Consider the following 21367-nt stretch of genomic DNA (forward strand, 5'->3'; position numbering starts at 1 on the left):
CCGCCGTCCCCCCGTCGTTTTCCTCACCGAGGAGAGCCACACATGGACCTGCTGAGCCGCTTCGACTTCTTCAACCCCGAGGTGATGCGCAACCCCTACCCCTACTTCGCGGAGATGCGCGAGAAGGCGCCCATCCACTACGACGCGAAGCTGCAGGCCCACGTGCTCAGCCGCTACGAGGACGTGTCGTTCGTGCTCAAGAACCACGCCCTGTTCTCCTCCACGAAGATCCGCGTCGCCGGCAAGCTCCAGGAGGAGCGCGCCACCGTGCAGGAGCTGGGCTCGGTCTCCAACCTCGTCACCACGGATCCTCCGGTGCACACGCGCATGAGGGGGCTCGTCAGCCGCTCCTTCACCCCCAAGCAGATCCAGGCCATGGAGCCGCGCGTGCGCGAGCTGTCGCGCGCGCTCGTCGCGGAGATGACCTCCCGGTCCGAGTTCGACTTCATGGAGGCACTGGCCTCGCCCCTGCCCGTCACCATCATCGCGGAGATGCTCGGCGTGGACGCCTCCCGCCGCCACGACTTCAAGCGCTGGAGCGACACCCTCATCCAAGCCGGCAATGCCGCGCTGCAGACGGGCAAGACGCCCGAGGTGGTCGAGCGCAGCGCCCGGGAGATGCTCACGTACATGATGGAGGTGGCCGAGGCACGCCGCCGCGAGCCCCGGGGCGACCTCATCTCCCTGCTCGTCCAGGAAACCGATGGCGTGGCGGCCCTGACGCCCCAGGAGGTCAACTCCTTCACCGTCCTGTTGCTCATCGCCGGCAATGAGACCACCACCAACCTGCTGGGCAACGCCCTCCACGCCCTCATCCGCCACCCGGAGGCGTACGAGTGGTTGCGGAGCGATCCCTCCCCCGCCGCCTGCGCCGCCGTGGCCGAGGAGACGCTGCGCTACGACTCGCCCGTCATCGGGCTCATGCGCCGCACCACTCAGGAGGTGGAGGTGAGCGGGGGCAAGCTGCCCGCGGACAGCACGGTGATGGTGTTGCTGGCCTCCGCCAACCATGACCCGCGCAAGTTCCCCGACCCGGAGCGCTTCGACCCGCGGCGGGACACCAATGGCCTGATGTCCTTCGGCCACGGCATCCACTTCTGCCTCGGCGCCCCGCTCACCCGCGTGGAGGCCCCCGTGGCCCTGCAGGAGTTGATGGAGCGCGCCCCCCGCCTGGGCTTCGCCCCGCGCCAGCCCGAGGCCATCGACTACGGCAACTCGTTCTTCCTGCGCGGCCCCCGCTCGCTCTGGCTCCAGAAGAACTGAGTCCCCTGAACTTCCGCCGTCCCACCCCACTGGTTCCTCTCCGAGGAGAGCCACACATGGATCTGCTGAGCCGCTTCGACTTCTTCAACCCCGAGGTGATGCGCTATCCCTATCCGTACTTCGCGGAGATGCGCGAGAAGGCTCCCCTCTTCTACGACGCGAAGCTCCAGTCCACCCTCGTCAGCCGCTACGAGGACGTGTCGTACATCCTGAAGAACCCCGCCCTGTTCTCCTCTTCGAACGTCCGCATCGCCGGCAAGCTCCCGACGGAGCGCAGCCAGGAGTCCGGGCTCGACGGGGTGGACAGCCTGCTCACCACGGATCCGCCCGTGCACACGCGCCTGCGCGGCCGGGTCAACCGCGCCTTCACTCCCAAGCAGATCTCCGCCCTGGAGCCGCGCGTGCGCGAGCTGTCCCGGGAGTGCATCACGGAGATGACGATCCAGCCCGAGTTCGACTTCATGAGCGGGCTGGCCTCGCCCCTGCCCGTCACCATCATCGCGGAGATGCTCGGCGTGGACATCTCGCGCCGCCGCGACTTCAAGCGCTGGAGCGACGCGATCGTCAACTCCAGCAACGTCACCTTCACCGGCAAGGCCCCCGAGGACGTGGTGCGCAACGCCAAGGAGATGCTCGCGTACATGACGGAGGTGGCCGAGGCGCGCCGCCGCGAGCCCCGGGGCGACCTCATCTCCCTGCTCGTGCAGGAGAGCGAGGGCCAGGAGGCCCTGACGCCCCCGGAGGTCAACTCCTTCGCCATCCTGCTGCTGCTCGCGGGCAACGAGACCACCACCAACCTGTTGGGCAACGCCCTCACCGCGCTCATCCGCCACCCGGAGCACTACGAGTGGCTGCGGCGCGACCCCACCCCCGCGGCCTGTGCCGCCGTGGTCGAGGAGACGCTGCGCTACGACTCGCCCGTGTTGACGCTCAGCCGCCGCACCACCCAGGAGGTGGAGCTGAGCGGGGGCAAGGTGCCCGCGAACACCACGCTCATGGTGCTGGTGTCGTCCGCCAACCATGATCCGCGCAAGTTCGCCGACCCGGATCGCTTCGATCCGCGGCGGGACACGGCCGGTCTGCTGTCCTTTGGCCATGGCATCCACTTCTGCATCGGCGCCCCGCTCGCCCGCCTGGAGGCCCCCGTGGCCCTGCAGGAGCTCATGGCGCGCACCCCCCGTCTGGGCTTTTCGCCGCGCCAGCCCGAGAATATCGACTACGGGGCCTCGTTCTTCCTGCGCGGCCCCCGCGCGCTCTGGCTCCAGAAGAACTGAGCCCGGGCGGGCCGTCGTGCCCTTCGCCGTCTCTTCCCGGAGCGTCCCATGAGCCTGCTCGATGGCTTCGACTTCCTCGATCCGAAGTTCAAGCAGCACCCCTACCCCTACTTCGCCGAGATGCGTGACAAGGCTCCGCTGTTCTGGAACGAGCGCTTCAAGTCCTGGATGCTCAGCCGCCATGAGGACGTGGCGTTCGCCCTGAAGAATCCCGCCCTGTTCTCCTCCGCCAATGTCCAGCTCGGCACCCGGAAGCGGGGCTTCTTCCAGGTCGAGTCGGTGGCCGAGCTGCTCACCTCGGACCCTCCGGTGCATACGCGGATGCGCGGCCTGGTCAGCCGCGCCTTCACCCCCAAGCAGATCTCCGCGATGGAGCCGCGCGTGCGCGAGTTGTCGCGGGCACTCATCGCGGAGATGACGGCCAGCCCCGAGTTCGACTTCATGGACGGGCTGGCCTCGCCCCTGCCCGTCACCATCATCGCGGAGATGCTCGGCATCGACACCGTGCGCCGCCGCGACTTCAAGCGCTGGAGCGACACGCTCATCGCCGGCTTGAGCGCGAGCCTGCGCACGGGCCAGGAGCCGGAGGAGGTCGGCCGCAGCCGCGAGGAGATGCTCACCTACATGACCCAGGTGGCCGAGGAGCGCCGCCGCCAGCCCCAGGGCGACCTCATCTCCCTGCTCGTGCAGGAGACGGACGGCGTGCCCGCGTTGAGCGCCCAGGAGGTGAATGCCTTCACCGTGCTGCTGCTCATCGCCGGCAACGAGACCACCACCAACCTCTTGGGCAACACCCTCCACACCCTCATCCGCCACCCGGAGGAGTACGAGTGGCTGCGGCGCGATCCCTCCCCCGCCGCCTGCGCGGCCGTGTGCGAGGAGACCCTGCGCTTCGACTCGCCGGTGTTGGCGGTGTCGCGCCGCACCACCCAGGAGGTGGAGGTGAGTGGCGGGAAGATTCCCGCGAACTCGACGGTGACGCTCCTGCTCGGCTCGGCCAACCATGACCCGCGCAAGTTCCCCGACCCGGAGCGCTTCGACCCGCGGCGGGACACGGCCGGCCTGATGTCCTTCGGCCACGGCATCCACTTCTGCCTCGGCGCTCCGCTCACCCGCGTGGAGGCCCCGGTGGCCCTGCAGGAGCTGATGGCACGCACCCCCCGTCTGGGCTTCTCGCCGCGCCAGCCCGAGCACCTCGACTACGGGCCCTCGTTCGTCCTGCGCGGCCCCCGCTCGCTCTGGCTCCAGAAGAACTGACGCCCCCGGGTGTGGCCGGGCGGGCATCCAGGGGCCTGGAGACCGGGGTGGTATCAGGTGAGACTTCCCCGGAGGGCATGAAAGGGCCCTCCGGGGGGTTGTAGACCTTTGTCCGCCGCCCATCCGGCGACTCGATGCGTCACCTGTCTTCCGGACGCCTTCCCCTTCCGCTAGAAAGCGCCCCCCATGTTCTCCATCACCAACGTCTCCAAGGCCTACGGGCCCAAGAAGCTCTTCGAGGACGTCAACGTCGCGTTCTCGCCCGGACGCCGCTACGGCCTCACCGGCCCCAACGGGGCGGGGAAGTCCACCTTCATGAAGATCCTCGCCGGAGACGAGGAAGCCGACATGGGGACCATCTCCCGGCCCAAGAAGCTGGGAATCCTCCGCCAGGATCAGTTCCGCTACGAGGACAACCGCGTCCTGGACGTCGTCATCATGGGCAACAAGGCCCTGTGGGACGCAATGAAGGAGAAGGACACCATCCTCGCCAAGTCCGACATCACCGAGGACGACGGCAACCGGCTGGGTGAGCTGGAGATGGTGATCGCCGAGGAGGACGGCTACAGCGCCGAGTCCGAGGCGGCCTCGCTGCTCGAGGGTCTGGGCATCCCCACGGAAAGCCACGAGGGGCCGATGAAGCAGCTCACGGGCGGCCTGAAGCTGCGCGTGCTGCTCGCCCAGGCGCTCTTCGGCAAGCCCGAGGGCCTCTTGCTCGACGAGCCCACGAACAACCTGGACATCGACTCCATCCGCTGGCTGGAGTCGTTCCTCACCGCGTTCGAGGGCGTGCTCATCACCATCAGCCACGACCGGCACTTCCTCAACTCCATCTGCACGCACATCGCGGACATCGATTACGAGACCATCATCCAGTACACGGGTGGTTACGACGACATGGTGCGGCAGAAGTCCCAGGTGCGCAGCCGCATCGAGGCCGAGGTGGGCGAGAAGAAGAAGAAGATCGCCCAGCTGCAGGACTTCGTGGCCCGCTTCCACGCCGGCACGCGCGCCTCCCAGGTGCAGAGCCGCATCAAGCAGATCGACAAGCTCAAGTCGGATGACCTGAAGCGCTCGAACATCGCCCGCCCCTTCATCCGCTTCGATCAGGCGGAGCCCAGCGGCAAGCAGACGCTCACCGTGGAGGACCTCAGCAAGTCCTTCGACGGCCAGAAGGTCATCAAGCCCTTCAGCCCGCTCATCGTGAAAGGCGAGAAGATCTGCGTCATCGGCCGCAACGGCGTGGGCAAGTCCACGCTGGTGAAGATGCTCGCCGGGCAGCTCGAGCCGGACACCGGCAAGCTCATCTGGGGCCACAACGCGAGCGTGGGCTACCTGCCGCAGGACCACCACGGCACCATCCGCAAGGGCACCACCGCCTTCGGCTGGCTGCGCGACGTGAAGGTGAAGCTCACCAACGAGGAGATCTCCGGCGTCATGGGCCGCATGCTCTTCTCCGGCGAGGAGCGCATGAAGCCCACGGACACGCTGTCCGGAGGCGAGACGGTGCGCCTGCTGCTGTGCAAGCTCATGCTCGACCAGGACAACGTGCTCATCCTCGACGAGCCCACCAACCACCTGGACCTGGAGTCCATCAGCGCGCTGTCCGAGGGCCTGCAGAAGTTCGACGGCACGGTCATCGTCGTGACGCACGACCAGGAGCTGGTGTCCGAGGTGGCCACCCGCATCTGGAGCCTGGAAGGCGCGGGCAAGCCCATCGTCGACTTCAACGGCAACTGGGCGGAGTACACGGCGAAGCACCCCGTGCACACCGCGCGTCGCTAGCGCTCGGAGCGGCGCATCAGGAACAGCCCCATGCCGAAGCCCGTGGCCCAGGTGAGCGCCGCCCTCAGCGGCGACATGCGCGGGGGCACGGGCGGCGGGGGGGGCGGCTGCTGGCGGAGCAGGGCAATCTCCTCCTGTTCCGCCCGGCGCAGCTCGCCCTTGGTGACATTGGGGCCCGACTCGTCCAGGCGCTTGGCGCCGGGGGCCTTGCCCTCGGGCGACTTGTGCTCGAGCAGCGCGTTGATCTCCGCGCCCAGCAGGATGACCTGGGAGGAGATCCACATCCACATGAGCAGCACGATGACACCGCCGAGCGCGCCGTAGCTCACGTCGTAGCTGCTGAAGTTGCGCACGTAGACGGAGAAGCCGAAGGACGCGAGCAGCCAGAGCATCACGCCCACCACGGAGCCGGGGGTGATGAACTTGAAGTCCTGCTCCACGTCCGGCAGCACGTAGTAGATCATCGCCCACACCAGCATCATCACCAGGCCGGCGAAGGGCAGGCGCAGCCACATCACCACGGTGCCGAGCGGCTCGCCGAGCCATCCCGCCACGGCGGGCGTGGCCACCATGGCCGCCGAGGCGAGGATGGAGAGCACCGCGCCGGACAGCGTCACCAGGATGGCGATGCCCCGGATCTTCCAGAAGGGCCGGCTCTCCTTCACGTCGTAGACGGTGTTGAGCGCGTCCATGAGCGCCACCACGCCGCCCGAGGCCGCCCACACCGCGCCCAGGCCGCCCACCGTCAAGAGCCCCACGCTGTTGCTCGCCGCCAGATCATTGATCCGCTGGCCCAGGATCTCCGTCACGGCCGCGGGAGCCACCTTGCCCAGCTCCTGGATGAGCACCTGGGCCTGGGCGGGATCGATGATGAGGCCCGCCAGGGCCACGAGGAACAGGAGGAAGGGGAAGATGGCGAGCAGGGCGGCGAACGTCACCGCGCCCGCCACGTTGCTGACGTTGTCGTTGACGTACTCGTTCTTCAGCTCGGTGAAGAACTCCTTCCAGCTCATCCCCTTGCCAGGCCAGACCATCGCGCGTCCTCCCGTGAACTGAACCCCAAGAGGATGCGCACTCGGCTGGCCTACCTCACCCCACCTCCCGTTGGAGTGGAGGTGCTCGCCTGTCTACTCCCAGGCCGCGCGAGGGGGCGTCAGCCCGCGTAGGCCGGCAGCAGCGGCGCGTCCTTGAGGCGCGGGGCGGCGCTGTCCTTGGCGGACAACAGGGGCGACGTCACCGGCCAGGGGATGCCCAGGTCCGGGTCGTTCCAGGCGATGCCATGCTCGGAGCCGGGCGAGTAGAAGTCGGTGCACTTGTAATGGAAGTCCGCGCTCTCGGAGAGGACGCAGAAGCCATGCGCGAAGCCCGCGGGCACCCACAACTGGCGCCGGTTGTCCGCAGACAGCTCCACGCCCACCCACCGGCCGAACGTCGGCGAGCCCCGGCGGATGTCCACCGCCACGTCGTAGACGGCGCCCGCGAGCACCTGCACCAGCTTGCCCTGGGCGTTGGGCTCCTGGAAGTGCAGGCCGCGGAGGATCCCCTTGGCCGAGCGCGAGAAGTTGTCCTGCACGAAGGGGCCCGGGATGCCCAGGTCCGCGTAGCGCTTCGCATGGAACATCTCCATGAAGAAGCCGCGATCGTCCCCGAAGCGCTTGGGCTCGAGCAGGATGACTTCGGGCAATGCCGTCTCCAGGCGCGTCATGTCCGCGCTCCCTTCTTCTCGATGAGATCCATCAGGTAGCGCCCGTACTCGTTCTTGCGCATGGGGTGGGCGAGCTGGGCCACCTGCGCCGCGGTGATGTAGCCCATGCGGAAGGCGATCTCCTCGGGGCAGGCCACCTTGAGCCCCTGCCGGTGCTCGATGATCTGGATGAAGTTGGAGGCCTCCATCAGCGACTCGTGGGTGCCGGTGTCCAACCACGCGTAGCCACGGCCCAGCAGCTCCACGTGGAGCTGCTGCTTGCGCAGATAGGCGATGTTCACGTCGGTGATCTCCAGCTCGCCGCGCGGCGAGGGCTTGAGCTCCCGGGCGATGTCCACCACCTGGTTGTCGTAGAAGTACAGGCCCGTCACCGCGTAGTTGGACTTGGGCTGGGCGGGCTTCTCCACGAGGCTCAACGCTCGGCCATTCTCGTCCAGATCCACCACGCCGTAGCGCTCCGGATCCTTCACGTAGTAGCCGAAGACGGTGGCGCCCGAGGTGCGGGCCCCCGCCCGCTGCACCTGCTCGCTCAGGCCGTGGCCGTAGAAGATGTTGTCGCCCAGGATGAGGGAGACGGGATCCCTGCCCACGAACTCGCGGCCGATGATGAAGGCCTGGGCGAGTCCGTCCGGGCTGGGCTGCACCGCGTACTGGAAGTTCACCCCCCACTGCTCACCCGAGCCGAGCAGCTCCTCGAAGCGCGGCAGGTCCGTGGGCGTGGAGATGATCAGGATGTCCCGGATCCCCGCCAGCATCAGCGTGGTGATCGGGTAGTAGATCATCGGCTTGTCGTAGATGGGCAGCAGCTGCTTGCTGACCACGCGCGTGAGCGGATACAGCCGCGTGCCGGAACCCCCGGCGAGAACGATTCCCTTCATTGACGTGTCCCTCGCAGGTCCTGCTCTCAGCGATGCACTCCGGCCCTCGACGCGCTCGAATGCAGACCTGACCGGGCTATACCCGGCCCGATGCACCCGGTTCAAGCACCCCGCTGCGCCATCCACGCCGCGTGAAAGCGCGCCAACGACTCGGAAAGCGACAGGGGCTGGGTGCTCAATTGGGAGCGGACCTTGTCCACCTTGAGCCCGCTGCGCAGCGGACGCGGGCTCGCCAGCTTCATGTCCGCCAGACGGGTGGGCGTGATGAGTCCGGGGTCGAAGCCGAACACCTCGCAGAGCGAGCGGCCGAAGCTGACGCGGTCCACCACGTCCGCGCCGCAGGTGTTCCAGATGCCGCCGAGCTTGCGCTCGCCCAGCTCCACCAGCATGGCGGCCACACTGTCCGCGAAGCTCGCGGAGACGAACTGGTCCTCGAAGAGGCGCACCTGCTGCCCCTTCTCGAAGGCTCCGACCAGCCACGCGCCGAAGTTGGGACGGCCCGCCGCGGGCCAGCCGTACACCACGGCCGTGCGAGCGATGGCACAGCCCGGAACGAAGGTCCGCGCCGCCTGCTCGCCCATGTGCTTGGTGAGCGCGTAGACACCGCGCGGGTTGGGCAGCGCCTGCTCGTCGTAGGGGCCGTGGTCACCGTCGAAGACGTAGTCGGTGGACACGTGCACCAGGTGCGCGCCCAGCTTGCGCGCGCCCCGGCCCACAGCGGCGACGGCGGCGACGTTGGCCGCGTACGCCTGCTCGGGGTCACGCTCGCAGGCGTCCACCTCCGTCATGGAGGCGGGATGGATGATGACCTCGGGAGCCGCGTCCTCGAGGGCGGCGGCCACGTCCGTGTCGCGCGTGAGATCGCACTCCACGTAGCGATAGGCTCCCTGCGTGCGCCGCGGCCCACGGCCCAGCCCCACCACCTGGTGGCCCCCCTTCTCCAGGAGCGCGCACACCCGGCTGCCCACCAATCCATTGGAACCCGTGACGAGAAATCGCATGGAAGGAGTCCCTTGCTCAGCCATTGAGGCGGGTGCGGTACTGCGTCTCGAAATACTGGCGGTAGGCGCCGCTCATCACCCGCTCCCACCAGGCCGTGTTGTCCACGTACCAGCGCACCGTCTCCTTCAGGCCCTCCTCGAAGGTGTGCGCCGGCGTCCAGCCCAGCTCGGTGCGGATCTTCGTCGGATCGATGGCGTAGCGCCGGTCATGCCCCGGGCGATCCTTCACGTACTTGATGAGGGACTCGGGCTTGCCGAGCAGGCCGAGGATGGCCTTGACGATCTCGATGTTCTTGCGCTCGGAGTTGCCCCCGATGTTGTAGACCTGACCGGCCTTGCCCTTCTCCAGCGCCGTGAGCAGCGCCGAGCAGTGGTCCTCCACGTGGAGCCAGTCGCGCACGTTGGCGCCGTCGCCGTAGACGGGCAGCGGCTTGTCGTGCAGGGCGTTGACCACCATGAGGGGGATGAGCTTCTCGGGGAACTGGTAGCGGCCGTAGTTGTTGGAGCAGCGGGTCACCACCACGTCCATGCCAAAGGTGTGGTGCCAGGCGAGCGCGAGCAGATCCGAGCTCGTCTTGGACGCCGAGTAGGGGCTGGAGGGCTGCAGCGGCGAGGTCTCGGTGAAGTAGCCGGTGGGGCCGAGCGAGCCGTACACCTCGTCCGTGGAGACCATCAGGAAGCGCTTGATGCCGCGCACGCGGCTGGCCTCGAGCAGCTGCTGGGTGCCCAGCACGTTGGCCTGGATGAAGGCCTCGGGGCCCAGGATGGAGCGGTCCACGTGGCTCTCGGCCGCCAGGTGCATGACGGCGTCGATCTGGTGCACGCCCATGAGGTGCTCGACGAGCTCGCGGTTGGCCACGTCCCCGCGCACGAAGATGTGCTTGGGGTCCGCCTCCAGCTCCTTGAGCGTCTCCAGGTTGCCGGCGTAGGTGAGCTTGTCGAGGTTGACGATCGTCCAGTCCGGACGCACCCGGCGCAGGTACTTGACGAGGTTGGAGCCAATGAAACCACAACCACCAGTGACCAGGACGTTCATCGACGAACTCGAAGAGTGAAGAAGTGAAGACCGCGCGCCTCAGTAGCGAAGGGGCCCCGGGACGTCAAGGCGGCCTTGTGCGCCAGGCATACCCCGGGTACACGCTGGAGCCATCGTGAGAATCCCCAGAAGCAGACGGACGGCCGGGCCCTCCTCGTCCCGGGCGGTCCATCAATTCGTGCCCCGGCTCGCCTGGGGCGACGCGGTGGGCAACCAGGTGCGCTACCTGCGCGAGCTGCTGCGGGGCTGGGGCCACGCCTCGGAAATCTACGCGGAGCAGTGGGACGAGTCGTGCCGGGACCTCGTGCGGCCCGCCCGGGATTATCCGGCCGAGGCGGACGGCTCGAGCGCGCTGCTCATCCACCACAGCTTCGAATCGAGGTTGGTGCCACTGCTGGCCCGGGCGCCGGGACGCAAGGCGCTCATCTACCACAACATCACCCCGGCCCGGCTCTTCGAGGGCTTCGAGCACAAGGTGGCCCGGGCGTGTGAGGCCGCGCGGGAGGAGCTGCTCGCCCTGCGGCCCCTGGTGGAGCGCGCCTGGGCCTATTCGCGCTTCAGCGCCGAGGAGCTGGTGGCGGCGGGCTTCCCACACGTGTCCGAGCTGCCCTTCGCGGTGGACTGGAGCGCCTTCGACGTGGCGCCGGATCCGGTGCTGCGCGCCGAGCTCGAGGACGGGTGCGCCAACCTGCTCTTCGTGGGCCGCGCCGTGCCCAGCAAGCGCATGGATGACGTGCTGCGCGTCTTCACCGCCTGGCAGCGGCTGTACCAGCCCCACTCCCGCCTCGTCGTGGCCGGCTACCTCAACCGCGAGACGCCCTATGGGGCGTACCTGTACGGCCTCAAGGAGATGCTCGGCGCCGAGCGCGTGCGGTTCCTCGGACGCGTGAGCGCGGCGCAGCTCTCCGCGTGCTACGCGACGGCCTCGGTGTACCTCTCCATGAGCCGGCACGAGGGGTTCGGCGTGCCGCTGCTGGAGGCGATGTACCGGGGCGTGCCCGTGGTGGCGTACGGCGCCGCGGCGGTGCCCGAGACGATGGGCGGAGCGGGCGTGGCCACGCTGACGAACGAGCCCCTGGAGGTGGCGCGGCTGCTCGCGGCGCTGGAGCGCAACCCCACCCTCAAGCAGGAGATGCTCGCCGCCCAGCACGCCCGGGTGGCGCGGTTGAGCCAGGAAGCCGTGGCCCTGGCCGTGCGCGAGGCGCTCCAGCCCTTCGTCTCGGGCCCCTCGAGCAGCCCCTCGAGTCCACCGGGCCCCTCCGTCGACGAGCCGGCGGGCGTGACGCTCGTGTGCCCCGGCCTCGCCGCCTTCCCCGAGGCGCCGGGCTCCCGGCTCGCCCTCCGGCTCGCGCAGCGGCTCTCCTCCCGCCGCCTGCTGACGTTGGATCCCTCCCCACGGCCCACGCAGCGCGCACCTCGGACGCAGCGGGTGGGTGACCAGGAGGTGCTCGCCTTCTCGCCCGACGAGCCCCTGTCGAGGGAGCCCGCGCGGCCACTGCCCAGCTCCTCCTCGCTCGAGATGGCGCTGCGCACCTCGCGCGCTCCCCTGCTCTTCCTCCCCGCGGACTCGCTGCTCGCCCGCGACACCCTGCCCTTCGTCTCCAGCCGGGCCTGGGGCGTGCGCGACGTGAAGGGAGCGGCCCCCGCGCCCGAGGTGACGTCGCACCTGGGCTCGCGGCTGCTCTCCGTCGACTTCCACCAGCCGGAGCCCGCCGTGTCCGCGCTCATCCAGGCCCTGCGGCCCACCGGAGCCTCCCGTGCGTCCTGAAGATCTCCTCACCGCGGCCCCCCTCGCCGAGCGCCTCGCCGAGGAGGCCGGACGGCTGCCCACGCCCCCCGCCGCCCAGGTGGAGTCGGTGCGCCAGCTCCTCGACGCCTCGTGGCGTGCTCCGGCTCAGAGCGAGTGGCCTCCCCTGCTCCAGACGCCCCGCGAGAAGAAGGACAGCCGCTACGCGGAGCCGCCCACGTCCCACCGCTCCGGCCTGACGGGTCCGCTGCTGGTGGGGGCCAAGCGCGCCTTCCGGCTCGCCTTCCAGCCCTTCATCAACGAGGTGCTGCGCAAGCAGGTGGAGTTCAACGAGGCCATCCTCGACTCCCTGGCGCTCCTCTACGAGCACCAACGCGAGGAGTCCCGGACCCAGAGCGCCTGGCGCCGCGAGGTCCTGGCGCGGCTGGCGGCGCTCGAGAAGAGCGCCCGGGCCGACAGCAACCAGTCCCCCTGATCAGAGCCGCAGCCCGAAGTCCTCTTGCTGCAAGGTGAGGTTGGGATTGTAGAAGGGGTCTCCCCCCTTCAGCACCTGCTCCCAGCGCTCGCGCATGAAGCGCTCGTCCTCGGGCGGATGCAGGGTGCCGCGGGTGGCGGACTCGTAGTGGTAGAGCTTCGCGTGCGGCGTGTAGACAACGGAGTAGCCGCGCTCGCGCAGCCGCAGGCAGAAGTCGATGTCATTGAAGGCCACGCGCAACCGCTCGTCGAAGCCTCCCAGCTCCTCGAAGACGCTCCGGCGCACCATCATGCAAGCCCCCGTCACCGCGCTGTAGTCGCGGATGACCTGGGCCAGGTTGAAGTAGCCGGGCTGCTCCGCGCCCAGGTGCTTGAAGGCATGGTTCGCCACGCCACCAATGCCCATGACCACGCCCGCGTGCTGCAGGGTGTCGTTGGGGAAGAGCAACTTGGCCCCCACCGCCCCCATCTCCGGCCACTGGGCCAGCTCCAGCATCGCCTCCAGCCAGTCGGGGTCGATGACCTCCACGTCGTTGTTGAGGAACAGCAGGTACTCGCCCTGCGCCTGCTCCGCCGCGGAGTTGTTGATGGCCGCCCAGTTGAAGGGCCGCGTGTCGCGCAGCACCCGGTGCGGAGGCGGCAATTCCTTGAAGAAACGGAACGTCTCCGGCTCCGTGCTGTTGTTGTCCACCACCACCAGCTCGTAATTCGTATAGCTGCTGCGCGCCTGGATGCTCAGCACGCACTGGCGCAGCAGCTCCACCTTGTCCTTGGTGGGAATGATGATGGACACCAACGGACGCTGCTCGAGCTTGTAGCGCACGGAGAACGCACCGCTCGGCGCCATGGTGACGGTTCCCGGACGTCCACGGCGCTCGAGTGCCTCCTCCAGCGCCTTCTTGGCGGCCTGGTGCGCGTAGGGCTTGGCCTCCAGCGAGGACGCCGCGGACTGGGGGATGATCCGCCAGTGGTAGAGCACCTTGGGAATGTGGGCGATACGCTTCGTGCGCTCGGACAGCCGCAGGAACAGATCGTAGTCCTGGCTGCCATCGAACGCAGAGCGGAAGCCGCCCACTTCCTCGAGCAGGCGCTTGCGCACCACCGTGAAGTGGCAGAGGTAGTTCATCGACAGCAGCAGCTCGGGCGACCAATCCGGCTTGAAGAAAGGCTCCACGCGCTTGCCGCGGGCATCCAGCTTGTCCTCGTCACTGTAGAGGACATCCTCGTCCGGCGTCTGGTTGAGCCGCTGGACCACCGAGTACAGGGCATCCGGGGACAGCTCGTCGTCATGATCCATCAGGGCCACGAACTCTCCCTGGGCGAGCTTCAGCCCCGCGTTGGACGCGGCGGAGATCCCCCCGTTCTCCTGGTGGATGACCTTGATGCGGGACTCCCGCTGCTCGTACTCCCGCAGCAGCGGCAGGATGTGCGGCCGGGTCGAGCCATCATCCACCAGGCACAGTTCCCAATTCGGGTAGATCTGTTGGATGACGGATTTGATGGCCCTACGCAGCCACACCTCGTCCACGTTGTAGACCGGGGTGACGATGCTGATGAGCGGCTGGTACTCGAAGGAGCGCACCGACGTGCGCAGACGCGCCAACTGCGCCTCTGTCAGCGTGTTCCGCTCGAGCCACAAGGCATATTGAGCGCCGCGCTCCAGTTGGGAAGGAGGCACGGGGCGCGCGGCGGGTGCGGACTCCTGGCCGCGGGCCAGGGGACCACCCGCCCGGGGGCCCTCGGCGCCCAGCAGGACGCGCTGCAGCGTCCGCTTGCCGAGCTGATAGAGGTGTCCCCGCCGGGTGCCCGGAGGCAGCACCCGCTCGCGCGCCGCCCAATAGCGATTGACCAGCCTCCAGCTGATGCTCGCGGAGATGGTGTTCAGGGAGTCACGCAGCGCGGTGATTTCCGTCAGCTTCTGCTGCATGGCCGCGCCCTGGTGATCGTGCGCCATGCGCGCGGTGCGCAGCTCCTCCTTCAAATGGCGCAACTCTTCTTCGTGCAGGCGCAGCGTCAGGTTGCGTGCACGCAGCAAGGCATCCGCCTGGGTGTTGCGCTGCACCACCTGCTTCAGCTCCTCGCGCAGCTTCTCGCCCTGCTGGCGCTCGTCGGCCAGTTTCGTCTGGGCCTCCCGCGCCAGCTCGGCCTGCGACTGCAACACCAGCCGGGAGCCCAGGCCGAAGAAGAAGCTCTTGATGCGCGCGGATTCGACCGGCCGTGCCTCCAACAAGAACCGCACGCCCTCTGGAGGCTCCGCGCCCACGGCGAGCAGGCCCAGGCCCTGGCCATGCGCGAAGGTGAAGTGTGGATGGTGGATGGCCAGCTCGCTCCACTGCTTCCACATCCCCGTGTCGCTCTCGCGCTGATTGATGCCGTGGAACAGCACGAGTCCGGAGCTGCTCATCCGCGGCAGCCAGTCCTCCAGCACCCGCCGCGACGACTCGTCACCGTCCAGCGCGCACACGTGCAGCAGATCGATGGAGCCCTTCTCGAAGCGCTCGTGCGCGCCCTGGCGCGAGCCCACCAGCAGCCGTGAGAAGCCACCGTAGAGCGGATCATGCTGCGCCCGGAGCGACTGGAGTTCCGGCGCATGCTCGTCGGGCCAGGCGCCCACCGCGTAGCACGTGGACGGCAGCTTCAAGTCCTCCACGGCCTGACAGAAGGCGGCGTAGGACTCTCCCGAGCGCGTTCCCAGCTCCACGATGAGCCGTGGCCGGGCCAGGTCCACGAGCGACAAGGCGAAGGGCACATGCTCGGTCCAATCGGACGCGGCACCACGCCACCGGGGAGCGGAGAGACAGAGAGGATGAGCCAGTGGGTTGAACATCGGAGGTAGAGCGGCTCGATATAGATTGGAGGCGGAGGACACAGTGGCGCTCGAGGGGGCATGGGTGGAGGAACCGCTGGAGCCCTCCTCTGGACCTGCTCCATTTGAACTGACGGACTTGCGCATCACTCCCTCCAGGGACGCCGCACCCGAGGAGGCCAGGCGAGCCCGAAGTCGTCCCGGTCAAGTGCGAGATTGGGATTGTAGAAAGGGTCTTCCCGGAGCCATGCGGCCCAGCGGTGTTTCATGTATGCCGCTTCCCGGGCAAAGCGAGCCTTTTTCTCCGGAGTGTCCTCAGGACCACGGGTCGCGGACTCATGGTGGTACAGCTCCGCGGCAGGATTCCAGACGATGCGGTAGCCCCGTTCACGCAAGCGCAGGCAGAGGTCCACGTCGTTGTAGGCCACGGGCAGGTGCTCGGCGTCGAAGCCGCCCACCTCCTCGAAGACCGAGCGCCGCAACACCAGACAGGCCGCCGTGACGGCCGAGAACTCCTGTGGGAGCTGGGCGCGTCCGAAGTAGCCACCTTGTCCGCGAGGCAGGGTGCGGTGCGGGGTGGCGGCCACGCCATCCACGCCCATGCCCAACACGATGCCGGCATGTTGGAGCGTCCCGTCCGGGTAATAGAGCCGCGCACCCACGGCGCCTACGTCCTCGCGCAGCGCGTGGGCCACCATCTCCTCCAGCCAGCGCGAGGTGAGGACCTCCAGATCGTCATTGAGCAGCGCCAGCACCGAGCCCCGGGCCCGGGACGCCGCCAGGTTGTTGATGGCCGAGTAGTTGAAGGAGGCGTCATAGGAGATCACCTGCGCGCCCATGCTCTCCAGCCTGGCCAGGTACTCGAGCGTGGCGGGGTCGCGTGACTGGTTGTCCACCAGGATGAACTCGAAGGGCTTCCAGGTGCTGCGCCGGCGGATGCTGTCGATGCACTGGCGCAGCCGCTCGCCCCCATCGCGGGTGGGAATGAGGATGCTGACCAGGGGACGGGGCTCGGGCAGCGGGTACACCGAGCCATGCAGCGCGCCGCTGCTGCTCGGGACGTAGCGGATCTTCCCGCCACTGACGCGCGCGTAGTGCTCCTCCAGCGCCCGGCGCGCCGCCCGTCCCGCGTAGTCCTTCTCGTTGACATCCAGCGCCGTCGAGCCCGGGATGGCCCGCCAGTGATAGAGCACCCGGGGGATGTGACGGATGTGCGCGGGCTTCGTGCGCTCCAGCACGCGCAGCGCCAGATCATAGTCCTGGCTGCCCTCCAGCCCCCGCCGGAAGCCGCCCACCTCGCGCACGAGCGCCGCGCGGTAGACGCCCAGGTGGCTGATGAGGTTCTGCGAGCGGAAGAGCTCCAGGCTCCAGTCCGGCTTGAAGTAGGGGTCGAAGCGGCGCCCCTCCATGTCCAGCTTGTCCTCGTCGCTGTAGACGATGTCCGCCTCGGGGTGGGCGTTGAGCTCCTCGATGACGTGGTAGAGGGCGTGCTCGGGCAGCTCGTCGTCATGGTCCATCAACGCGATGAACTCGCCCCGGGCCAGCTCGAGCGCGGAGTTGGAGGCGGCGGAGATGTGCCCGTTCTCAGGCCGCACCACGAAGCGGATGCGCGAATCCTTCTGGGCGTACTCCTCGAGGATGGCCTTCACGTGCGCGGAGCGCGACGCGTCGTCCGCGATGCACAGCTCCCAGTTCGTGTAGAGCTGCCGGCGCACGGAATCCAGTGCCAGCCGCAACAACGGCCCTGGAGTCTCGTACGTGGGCATCACCACCGACACCAGCGGTTGGTAGGACAGCCCCTCCAGACGGCGGCGGATGGCGGCGCGATCCGCGTCATCCAAGCTGTCGTACTGCTGGATCCAACTCTCGTAGCTCACGAGCGGCCGCTCGCCCTGGGACTTCTCCTTCAAGGCCCTCGCCACGCCCGCACCGCCCGCGGTCCGCCAGATACCCCACCACTTGTTCGCCGCGCGCTTCACCCGCTCCGGTTCGGAGACGAGGCGGGTCATCAAGGGCATCGCCATCCGGAGCGTCGCCTCGGAGTGACCCACTTCCCAGACGCGCACGCGGTCCAGATGGAAGCGCAGGGGCCGGCTGGCCACGTCGAGGCGTAGCGCCGTCACGTCGCGCGGCAGGAACACCAGCGCGCGCGAAAAGCCCTCCTGGGGAGCAGGCAGGCGGATGACCTCGGCGCTGGTGGCGCTCATCACCCGGAGCAGGAGGGACTCCCCCGTCTCCTCTTCCCGGCGCAGGGGCACCTGCAGCCACACCCAGCCGGTGGGCAGCCCGCCCCGCGAGGAGACGAGCTCGAACGACGGGTTGCTCCCCGTGGCCTCCCAGGAGAACCCCTCCTGGCTCCGGGGGACCACGTCTTCCCGGGGGCGTATGTCCAGTTCGTGCCGCGCCCGCACCACGGTCCGCTCCAGTTCCCGGAGCAACTCCGGCCCCGAGACCGCTCGAAGCCGCCGCAGCAGTCCCGCTACGTCCGCACTGCTCTTCATCTCGTTGTCTCCGCCCCACCCAACACGACGCCTCCGGTGCCTGCCAGGCCCAGGGACAGGTTGGGGTTGTGGAAGGGATCATGAGGGACCGGGAGTTGGCAAGCGCGGCAAGGAGCCTCCGCGGGCCATGCTCCGGTTCTCACCACACGGGCATGCGGGGTGTAGAGGACGCGCAAGCCCTCTCCCACCGCGCGCAGGCACAGCGCCACGTCCCCTCCGCTCAACTCCTGTTGCTCATCGAAGCGTCCCAGCCGCTCGAACACCTCACGGCGCAACGCCATGCAGTCTCCGGAAACGGCCAGGAGGTTGCGCGTCCAGTGCGAGCCTCCCGCGGCCGTCAGCGACGGATCCGGCAGCCCCGCGAAGGCGGACACCCGTTCTCCCCGCGCGCCGAGCCAGAGCGCTCCGCCCCGGTGGGTGCCCCCGGCCTCCACCAGTCGCGCGCCCACCACGCCCACCTCCGGACGCAGCGCCTGCGAGGCAAGCTCTTCCAGCCAGCCCGGCTCCGAGGGCACGTACCCCGAGCGCAGGAAGACCAACACCTCGCCGCGTGCCTCACGGGCCAGCCGGTTGGCGGCCGCCGTCGCCCGCGGCTCCTGGAGGACCTCGGGCCCTGGCCGCAGCACCTCGAGCCTCGGCCACGCGGTCCTCGTCACGACGCCGCGGACTTCCTCCTCCGTCCAGTCGCTCGCGGGCCCTGGCACGAGCACGAGCGAGACGAGCGGCTGGCCCCGCGCGGGATAGCGCACCCGGTAGAGGCCGGGAGAGGAAACGTCCACCCACGCCTCCTCGCCCAGGCGCCGCAGATGATCGGCCACGGCGCGGCGTCCCGCGTCCGAGGCCGCGGGCTTGGCGCTGGAGTCCAGCGAGGTCGACCCCGGGAGCGTGCGCCAGTGGTAGAGCACCTGGGGCAGGTGCGCGAAGCGCGGGGTGCGCTCCAGCAGCCGCAGCACGAGATCATGATCCTGTGCGCCCTCGAAGCCCGTGCGCACGCCCCCCACCTCGCGAACCAGCGAGGCACGCACGACGAGGAAGTGGCAGATGTAGTTCACGGCGCGCAGCAGATCCGGCGAGGGGCCTGGCTTGAAGGCGGGGTTGAACCGGCGGCCCCCGGCGTCGATCTTGTCCTCATCCGTGTAGAGGACATCCGTGTCGGGGTGGGCCTCCAGGTACTGGACGACCTCGGCGAGCGCGTGGGGCGCGAGCACGTCATCGTGATCCAGGAAGCCCACGTACTCACCGGTGGCGAGCGCGAGGGCCGCGTTGGTCGCGAGGGCGATGCCGCCATTGCGCTCCAGCCGCTCGAAGCGGATGCGTGCATCGGCGCGTGCGTAATGAAGGGCGATGCGCCGCACCTCGGGATCGCGGGACCCATCATCCACGAGGCACAGCTGCCAGTGGGGGTAGGACTGGGCCTGGACGGACTCGATACACGCACGCAGCACGTCCGGCGGCGTCTGGTAGGCCGGGGTGATGAGGCTGAGGAGCGGCCGGCGCTCGAGCCGCGCGACGGCGGCGGCGGCCCGGGCCCGCGCCTCGGGTTCCCGCTCGCGGCACCAGGCCGCGTAGTCCTCGGGGGAAGGCATCGCCAGCTCTGGCCTTGCGGTCCCCGAGAGGCGGCGCAGCGCCCTCACGCAGGCGTGATTGAAGGCGATCTGCCGGCGCAGCATCTCGCGCCAGAGCGGGCCGCCCAGCCGCAACCCCTGGAGCCGCTCCATCCCGGCGAGCACATCGCAGCGAGCCTCGAGTCCGTCCAGCCGCTCGCCTCCCATGCCCTGGCCTGGAGGCCACGCGGCGCCCGCCTCGGAGAGCCAGTGGAGGATCTCCAGGTTCCACTGGTGCTGCGCTCGGAGCAGGGGGCTCAATGCGTGGAGCACTGGCTCCAGGAGCACGTCGCGCCAGAGCGCATGCGCCCCCGGCTCGCGCCAGCGTGTCGGATCCGCCAGGGGAAGGAGGACGGCGGAGGACCGCTGGGCGAGGTGGGGTCCAGGAGTGGAGAGGAGTGCCGCCAGCGCGGTGTTGAAGTGGACCTGGGGCGTCAACAACTCGCGCAGCAGGGGCTCCAGCTCGTGGCCCAGCCGCCTCTTGAGGAAGGTGATGGCACGTCCCACTCCCCCCCGGTGGGAGGGAGGGATGTCGAAGCCACGCACCTCGGTCAGATGCGAGAGCGCCGGGCCGCCTCGTGGCGCTTCAACAGGAGCGTCCATCATCGCAGCCCTCTCGCCACGGAGCGCAGGGCACCATGCAGCCAGGGCAACCGCTCGCGCAGGCGCGTATTGAGGCCATCCACCACGCGGAACCGCAGGCCGCGGGCACTCGCGCCCTCGGCCTGCGCGCGCGCGAGCCCTTCTTCCACGGCGAGCCATGGAACGAGGAGCTGGAAGTCCGGGGACGGACGCTCCGCGGCGGGTGGCTCCGACGTGAAGGAGCGCACCTCGCACGTCGCCAGTCCCTCCGCCAGGAACAGGGGCTCGAACAGCGCGCGGAGCCGCACGGGCAACGGAGCCATTTGCGCTCGCGCGGAAGCCGGCTCCAGGCACAGGGATCCCACCCGCGTCCGGTCGATGACCAGCGACTGGAGCAGCTCGGGTTCCTGGAGCAGATGGGTCAACTCCAGGTGCTCGCCAAGAGGAAAAGGCCGCTTGCTCTCGATGTACGGCACGTCTCCGGGTGCGCCGGGAGGGCAGGTCGCGCGGAAGGCCCGTGCCACACTCCATGCGGCGGAGCCCCGCCGGAGCGCGTCGACGAGCCGTGCATAGTGCGCGGGGTACACCACGCTGCCGGCGCCCAGGAAGGCCACGTACTGGCCCCGGACCCGTCTCAGGGCCTCAGTCCAGGCACCGGGCAACGCGCCCTCGAGCCGTTGGAATTGGAAGCCCCCCAACTGGCGGTGGCGCTCCACCCCATCGCCCCCCTCGGCGCCCAGGCCCTCGAGCAGGAGCACCTCCAAGGGGTGATGTTCCTGGCAGGCGAGGGAAAACAGCGTCTCATCCAGGAGCCCTGGACGCGTGGGGGACTCCGCCCAGACCAGGACGCTCAAGAGCCCGGGGACGAGGTGTCCTTGAGCGGGGCTCGGCTCCGGAGCGCAAGCCACCGCGTAGAGGACCAGGTCCGCCTCGGCCGAGGCATTGAGCTGGGTCAGCAGGGCCTGGAAGGCCCCCTCGGTGCGCTCGGCGAGCCCGGAGAGTCCAGCGGGCGCGGGGAGTGCTCGCCGCTGCCGCACATGGAAGCCTCGGTCCACGAGGAGCCGGGAGACCTCCACGTCGGAGGGCCCCGCCCGCCCGGGAAGCCGGCCCACGAGCGTGGCGAGGAGATGGGCCGCGGAGCCGGCGTTCCAGAAGCCGAAGAGAACCTCTGTGCCAGGCACTTCCCGCCGCAGCACCTCGAGCCACGTCTCGAGCGGCCAGGAAGAACGAAGGGGGAGCACCACGTGGGTCGGCGCGAAGCGAGCCAGGGCCTCTCGCGCCTCGGCCGGAAACGCCGCAGCCGAGGAGCTCGGGGCGCCGTCGTCCAGGCTCAACTCGAGCACCGCGTGGTTCACCGCCGTCAGGGCAGTGGATAATCCCGGCTCCCGGCCGAGCAGGGCCACACGGCCGCCAGCCCGCACGCGCTCGAGCACCCATGCGCGCAACTGGACGCT

At 69.1% G+C, this 21367-nt stretch carries 15 protein-coding genes; 6 read left to right on the top strand and 9 right to left on the bottom strand.

The annotated features are described in order from the left end of the window. Window positions 1-42: 42 nt before the first annotated feature. The 4 genes from F0U63_RS29400 (at window position 43) to F0U63_RS29415 (ending at window position 5579) form a co-directional block, all read left to right on the top strand. On the top strand, window positions 43-1263 hold the full coding sequence (locus F0U63_RS29400; RefSeq protein ID WP_395834775.1) for a cytochrome P450: 1221 nt from the start codon (window positions 43-45) through the stop codon (window positions 1261-1263). 56 nt (window positions 1264-1319) lie between these two features. Continuing rightward, a complete protein-coding gene (locus F0U63_RS29405; RefSeq protein ID WP_395834777.1) occupies window positions 1320-2537 on the top strand; it encodes a cytochrome P450 in 1218 nt (405 codons plus the stop codon). 48 nt (window positions 2538-2585) lie between these two features. Next, window positions 2586-3794: a cytochrome P450 gene (locus tag F0U63_RS29410; protein ID WP_395834779.1), complete on the top strand. Its 1209-nt coding sequence runs from the start codon at window positions 2586-2588 to the stop codon at window positions 3792-3794. A gap of 186 nt (window positions 3795-3980) precedes the next feature. After that, on the top strand, window positions 3981-5579 hold the full coding sequence (locus F0U63_RS29415) for an ABC-F family ATP-binding cassette domain-containing protein (RefSeq protein WP_395834781.1): 1599 nt from the start codon (window positions 3981-3983) through the stop codon (window positions 5577-5579). Here F0U63_RS29415 and F0U63_RS29420 read toward each other — a convergent pair. The 5 genes from F0U63_RS29420 to rfbB form a co-directional block, all read right to left on the bottom strand. Next, complete coding sequence (locus F0U63_RS29420) at window positions 5576-6613, bottom strand: YihY/virulence factor BrkB family protein (protein ID WP_395834783.1); 1038 nt, start codon at window positions 6611-6613, stop codon at window positions 5576-5578. The genes F0U63_RS29415 and F0U63_RS29420 overlap by 4 nt on opposite strands. Before the next feature lie 119 nt (window positions 6614-6732). Next, the gene (rfbC, locus tag F0U63_RS29425; protein ID WP_395834785.1) at window positions 6733-7284 is read right to left on the bottom strand and encodes a dTDP-4-dehydrorhamnose 3,5-epimerase; all 552 of its coding nucleotides are present in this window, start codon (window positions 7282-7284) and stop codon (window positions 6733-6735) included. Then, the gene (gene rfbA, locus F0U63_RS29430) at window positions 7281-8162 is read right to left on the bottom strand and encodes a glucose-1-phosphate thymidylyltransferase RfbA (protein ID WP_395834787.1); all 882 of its coding nucleotides are present in this window, start codon (window positions 8160-8162) and stop codon (window positions 7281-7283) included. The genes rfbC and rfbA overlap by 4 nt, the downstream gene beginning before the upstream one ends. 101 nt (window positions 8163-8263) lie before the next feature. Beyond that, window positions 8264-9163, bottom strand: a complete 900-nt coding sequence (locus F0U63_RS29435) for an SDR family oxidoreductase (RefSeq protein WP_395834789.1) — start codon at window positions 9161-9163, stop codon at window positions 8264-8266. A 16-nt stretch (window positions 9164-9179) separates the two neighbouring features. After that, window positions 9180-10199: a dTDP-glucose 4,6-dehydratase gene (gene rfbB, locus F0U63_RS29440; RefSeq protein WP_395834791.1), complete on the bottom strand. Its 1020-nt coding sequence runs from the start codon at window positions 10197-10199 to the stop codon at window positions 9180-9182. 121 nt (window positions 10200-10320) lie between these two features. Here rfbB and F0U63_RS29445 point away from each other — a divergent pair, with 121 nt between their 5' ends. Both F0U63_RS29445 and F0U63_RS29450 read left to right on the top strand, forming a co-directional pair. Next, a complete protein-coding gene (locus tag F0U63_RS29445) occupies window positions 10321-11967 on the top strand; it encodes a glycosyltransferase (protein ID WP_395848444.1) in 1647 nt (548 codons plus the stop codon). After that, a complete protein-coding gene (locus F0U63_RS29450) occupies window positions 11957-12421 on the top strand; it encodes a hypothetical protein (protein WP_395834793.1) in 465 nt (154 codons plus the stop codon). Before F0U63_RS29445 ends, F0U63_RS29450 begins: the two co-directional genes overlap by 11 nt. Here F0U63_RS29450 and F0U63_RS29455 read toward each other — a convergent pair whose 3' ends face one another. The 4 genes from F0U63_RS29455 to F0U63_RS29470 all read right to left on the bottom strand — a co-directional run bounded on the left by F0U63_RS29455 (window position 12422) and on the right by F0U63_RS29470 (window position 21256). Beyond that, on the bottom strand, window positions 12422-15169 hold the full coding sequence (locus tag F0U63_RS29455) for a glycosyltransferase (RefSeq protein ID WP_395834795.1): 2748 nt from the start codon (window positions 15167-15169) through the stop codon (window positions 12422-12424). It abuts the gene before it with no gap. Window positions 15170-15372: 203 nt separating this feature from the next. Further along, the gene (locus F0U63_RS29460) at window positions 15373-17727 is read right to left on the bottom strand and encodes a glycosyltransferase (protein WP_395834797.1); all 2355 of its coding nucleotides are present in this window, start codon (window positions 17725-17727) and stop codon (window positions 15373-15375) included. Next, window positions 17724-19937 (bottom strand): glycosyltransferase, encoded by a 2214-nt coding sequence (locus tag F0U63_RS29465; RefSeq protein ID WP_395834799.1) that lies wholly within the window; start codon window positions 19935-19937, stop codon window positions 17724-17726. Before F0U63_RS29465 ends, F0U63_RS29460 begins: the two co-directional genes overlap by 4 nt. Beyond that, window positions 19934-21256 (bottom strand): glycosyltransferase family 2 protein, encoded by a 1323-nt coding sequence (locus F0U63_RS29470; RefSeq protein WP_395834801.1) that lies wholly within the window; start codon window positions 21254-21256, stop codon window positions 19934-19936. The genes F0U63_RS29465 and F0U63_RS29470 overlap by 4 nt, the downstream gene beginning before the upstream one ends. Between the last annotated feature and the right edge of the window lie 111 nt (window positions 21257-21367).

The organism is Cystobacter fuscus, assembly GCF_044360685.1.
GTDB lineage: Bacteria > Myxococcota > Myxococcia > Myxococcales > Myxococcaceae > Cystobacter > Cystobacter fuscus_C.

What these genes read in the sequence shown, in the direction of transcription:
- F0U63_RS29410 (WP_395834779.1), top strand. Translation starts at nt 2,586, where the DNA reads ATGAGCCTGCTCGATGGCTTCGACTTCCTCGATCCGAAGTTCAAGCAG.
- F0U63_RS29420 (WP_395834783.1), bottom strand. Translation starts at nt 6,613, where the DNA reads ATGGTCTGGCCTGGCAAGGGGATGAGCTGGAAGGAGTTCTTCACCGAG.
- F0U63_RS29460 (WP_395834797.1), bottom strand. Translation starts at nt 17,727, where the DNA reads ATGAAGAGCAGTGCGGACGTAGCGGGACTGCTGCGGCGGCTTCGAGCG.
- F0U63_RS29415 (WP_395834781.1), top strand. Translation starts at nt 3,981, where the DNA reads ATGTTCTCCATCACCAACGTCTCCAAGGCCTACGGGCCCAAGAAGCTC.
- F0U63_RS29435 (WP_395834789.1), bottom strand. Translation starts at nt 9,163, where the DNA reads ATGCGATTTCTCGTCACGGGTTCCAATGGATTGGTGGGCAGCCGGGTG.
- F0U63_RS29405 (WP_395834777.1), top strand. Translation starts at nt 1,320, where the DNA reads ATGGATCTGCTGAGCCGCTTCGACTTCTTCAACCCCGAGGTGATGCGC.
- rfbC (WP_395834785.1), bottom strand. Translation starts at nt 7,284, where the DNA reads ATGACGCGCCTGGAGACGGCATTGCCCGAAGTCATCCTGCTCGAGCCC.
- rfbB (WP_395834791.1), bottom strand. Translation starts at nt 10,199, where the DNA reads ATGAACGTCCTGGTCACTGGTGGTTGTGGTTTCATTGGCTCCAACCTC.
- F0U63_RS29400 (WP_395834775.1), top strand. Translation starts at nt 43, where the DNA reads ATGGACCTGCTGAGCCGCTTCGACTTCTTCAACCCCGAGGTGATGCGC.
- rfbA (WP_395834787.1), bottom strand. Translation starts at nt 8,162, where the DNA reads ATGAAGGGAATCGTTCTCGCCGGGGGTTCCGGCACGCGGCTGTATCCG.
- F0U63_RS29465 (WP_395834799.1), bottom strand. Translation starts at nt 19,937, where the DNA reads ATGATGGACGCTCCTGTTGAAGCGCCACGAGGCGGCCCGGCGCTCTCG.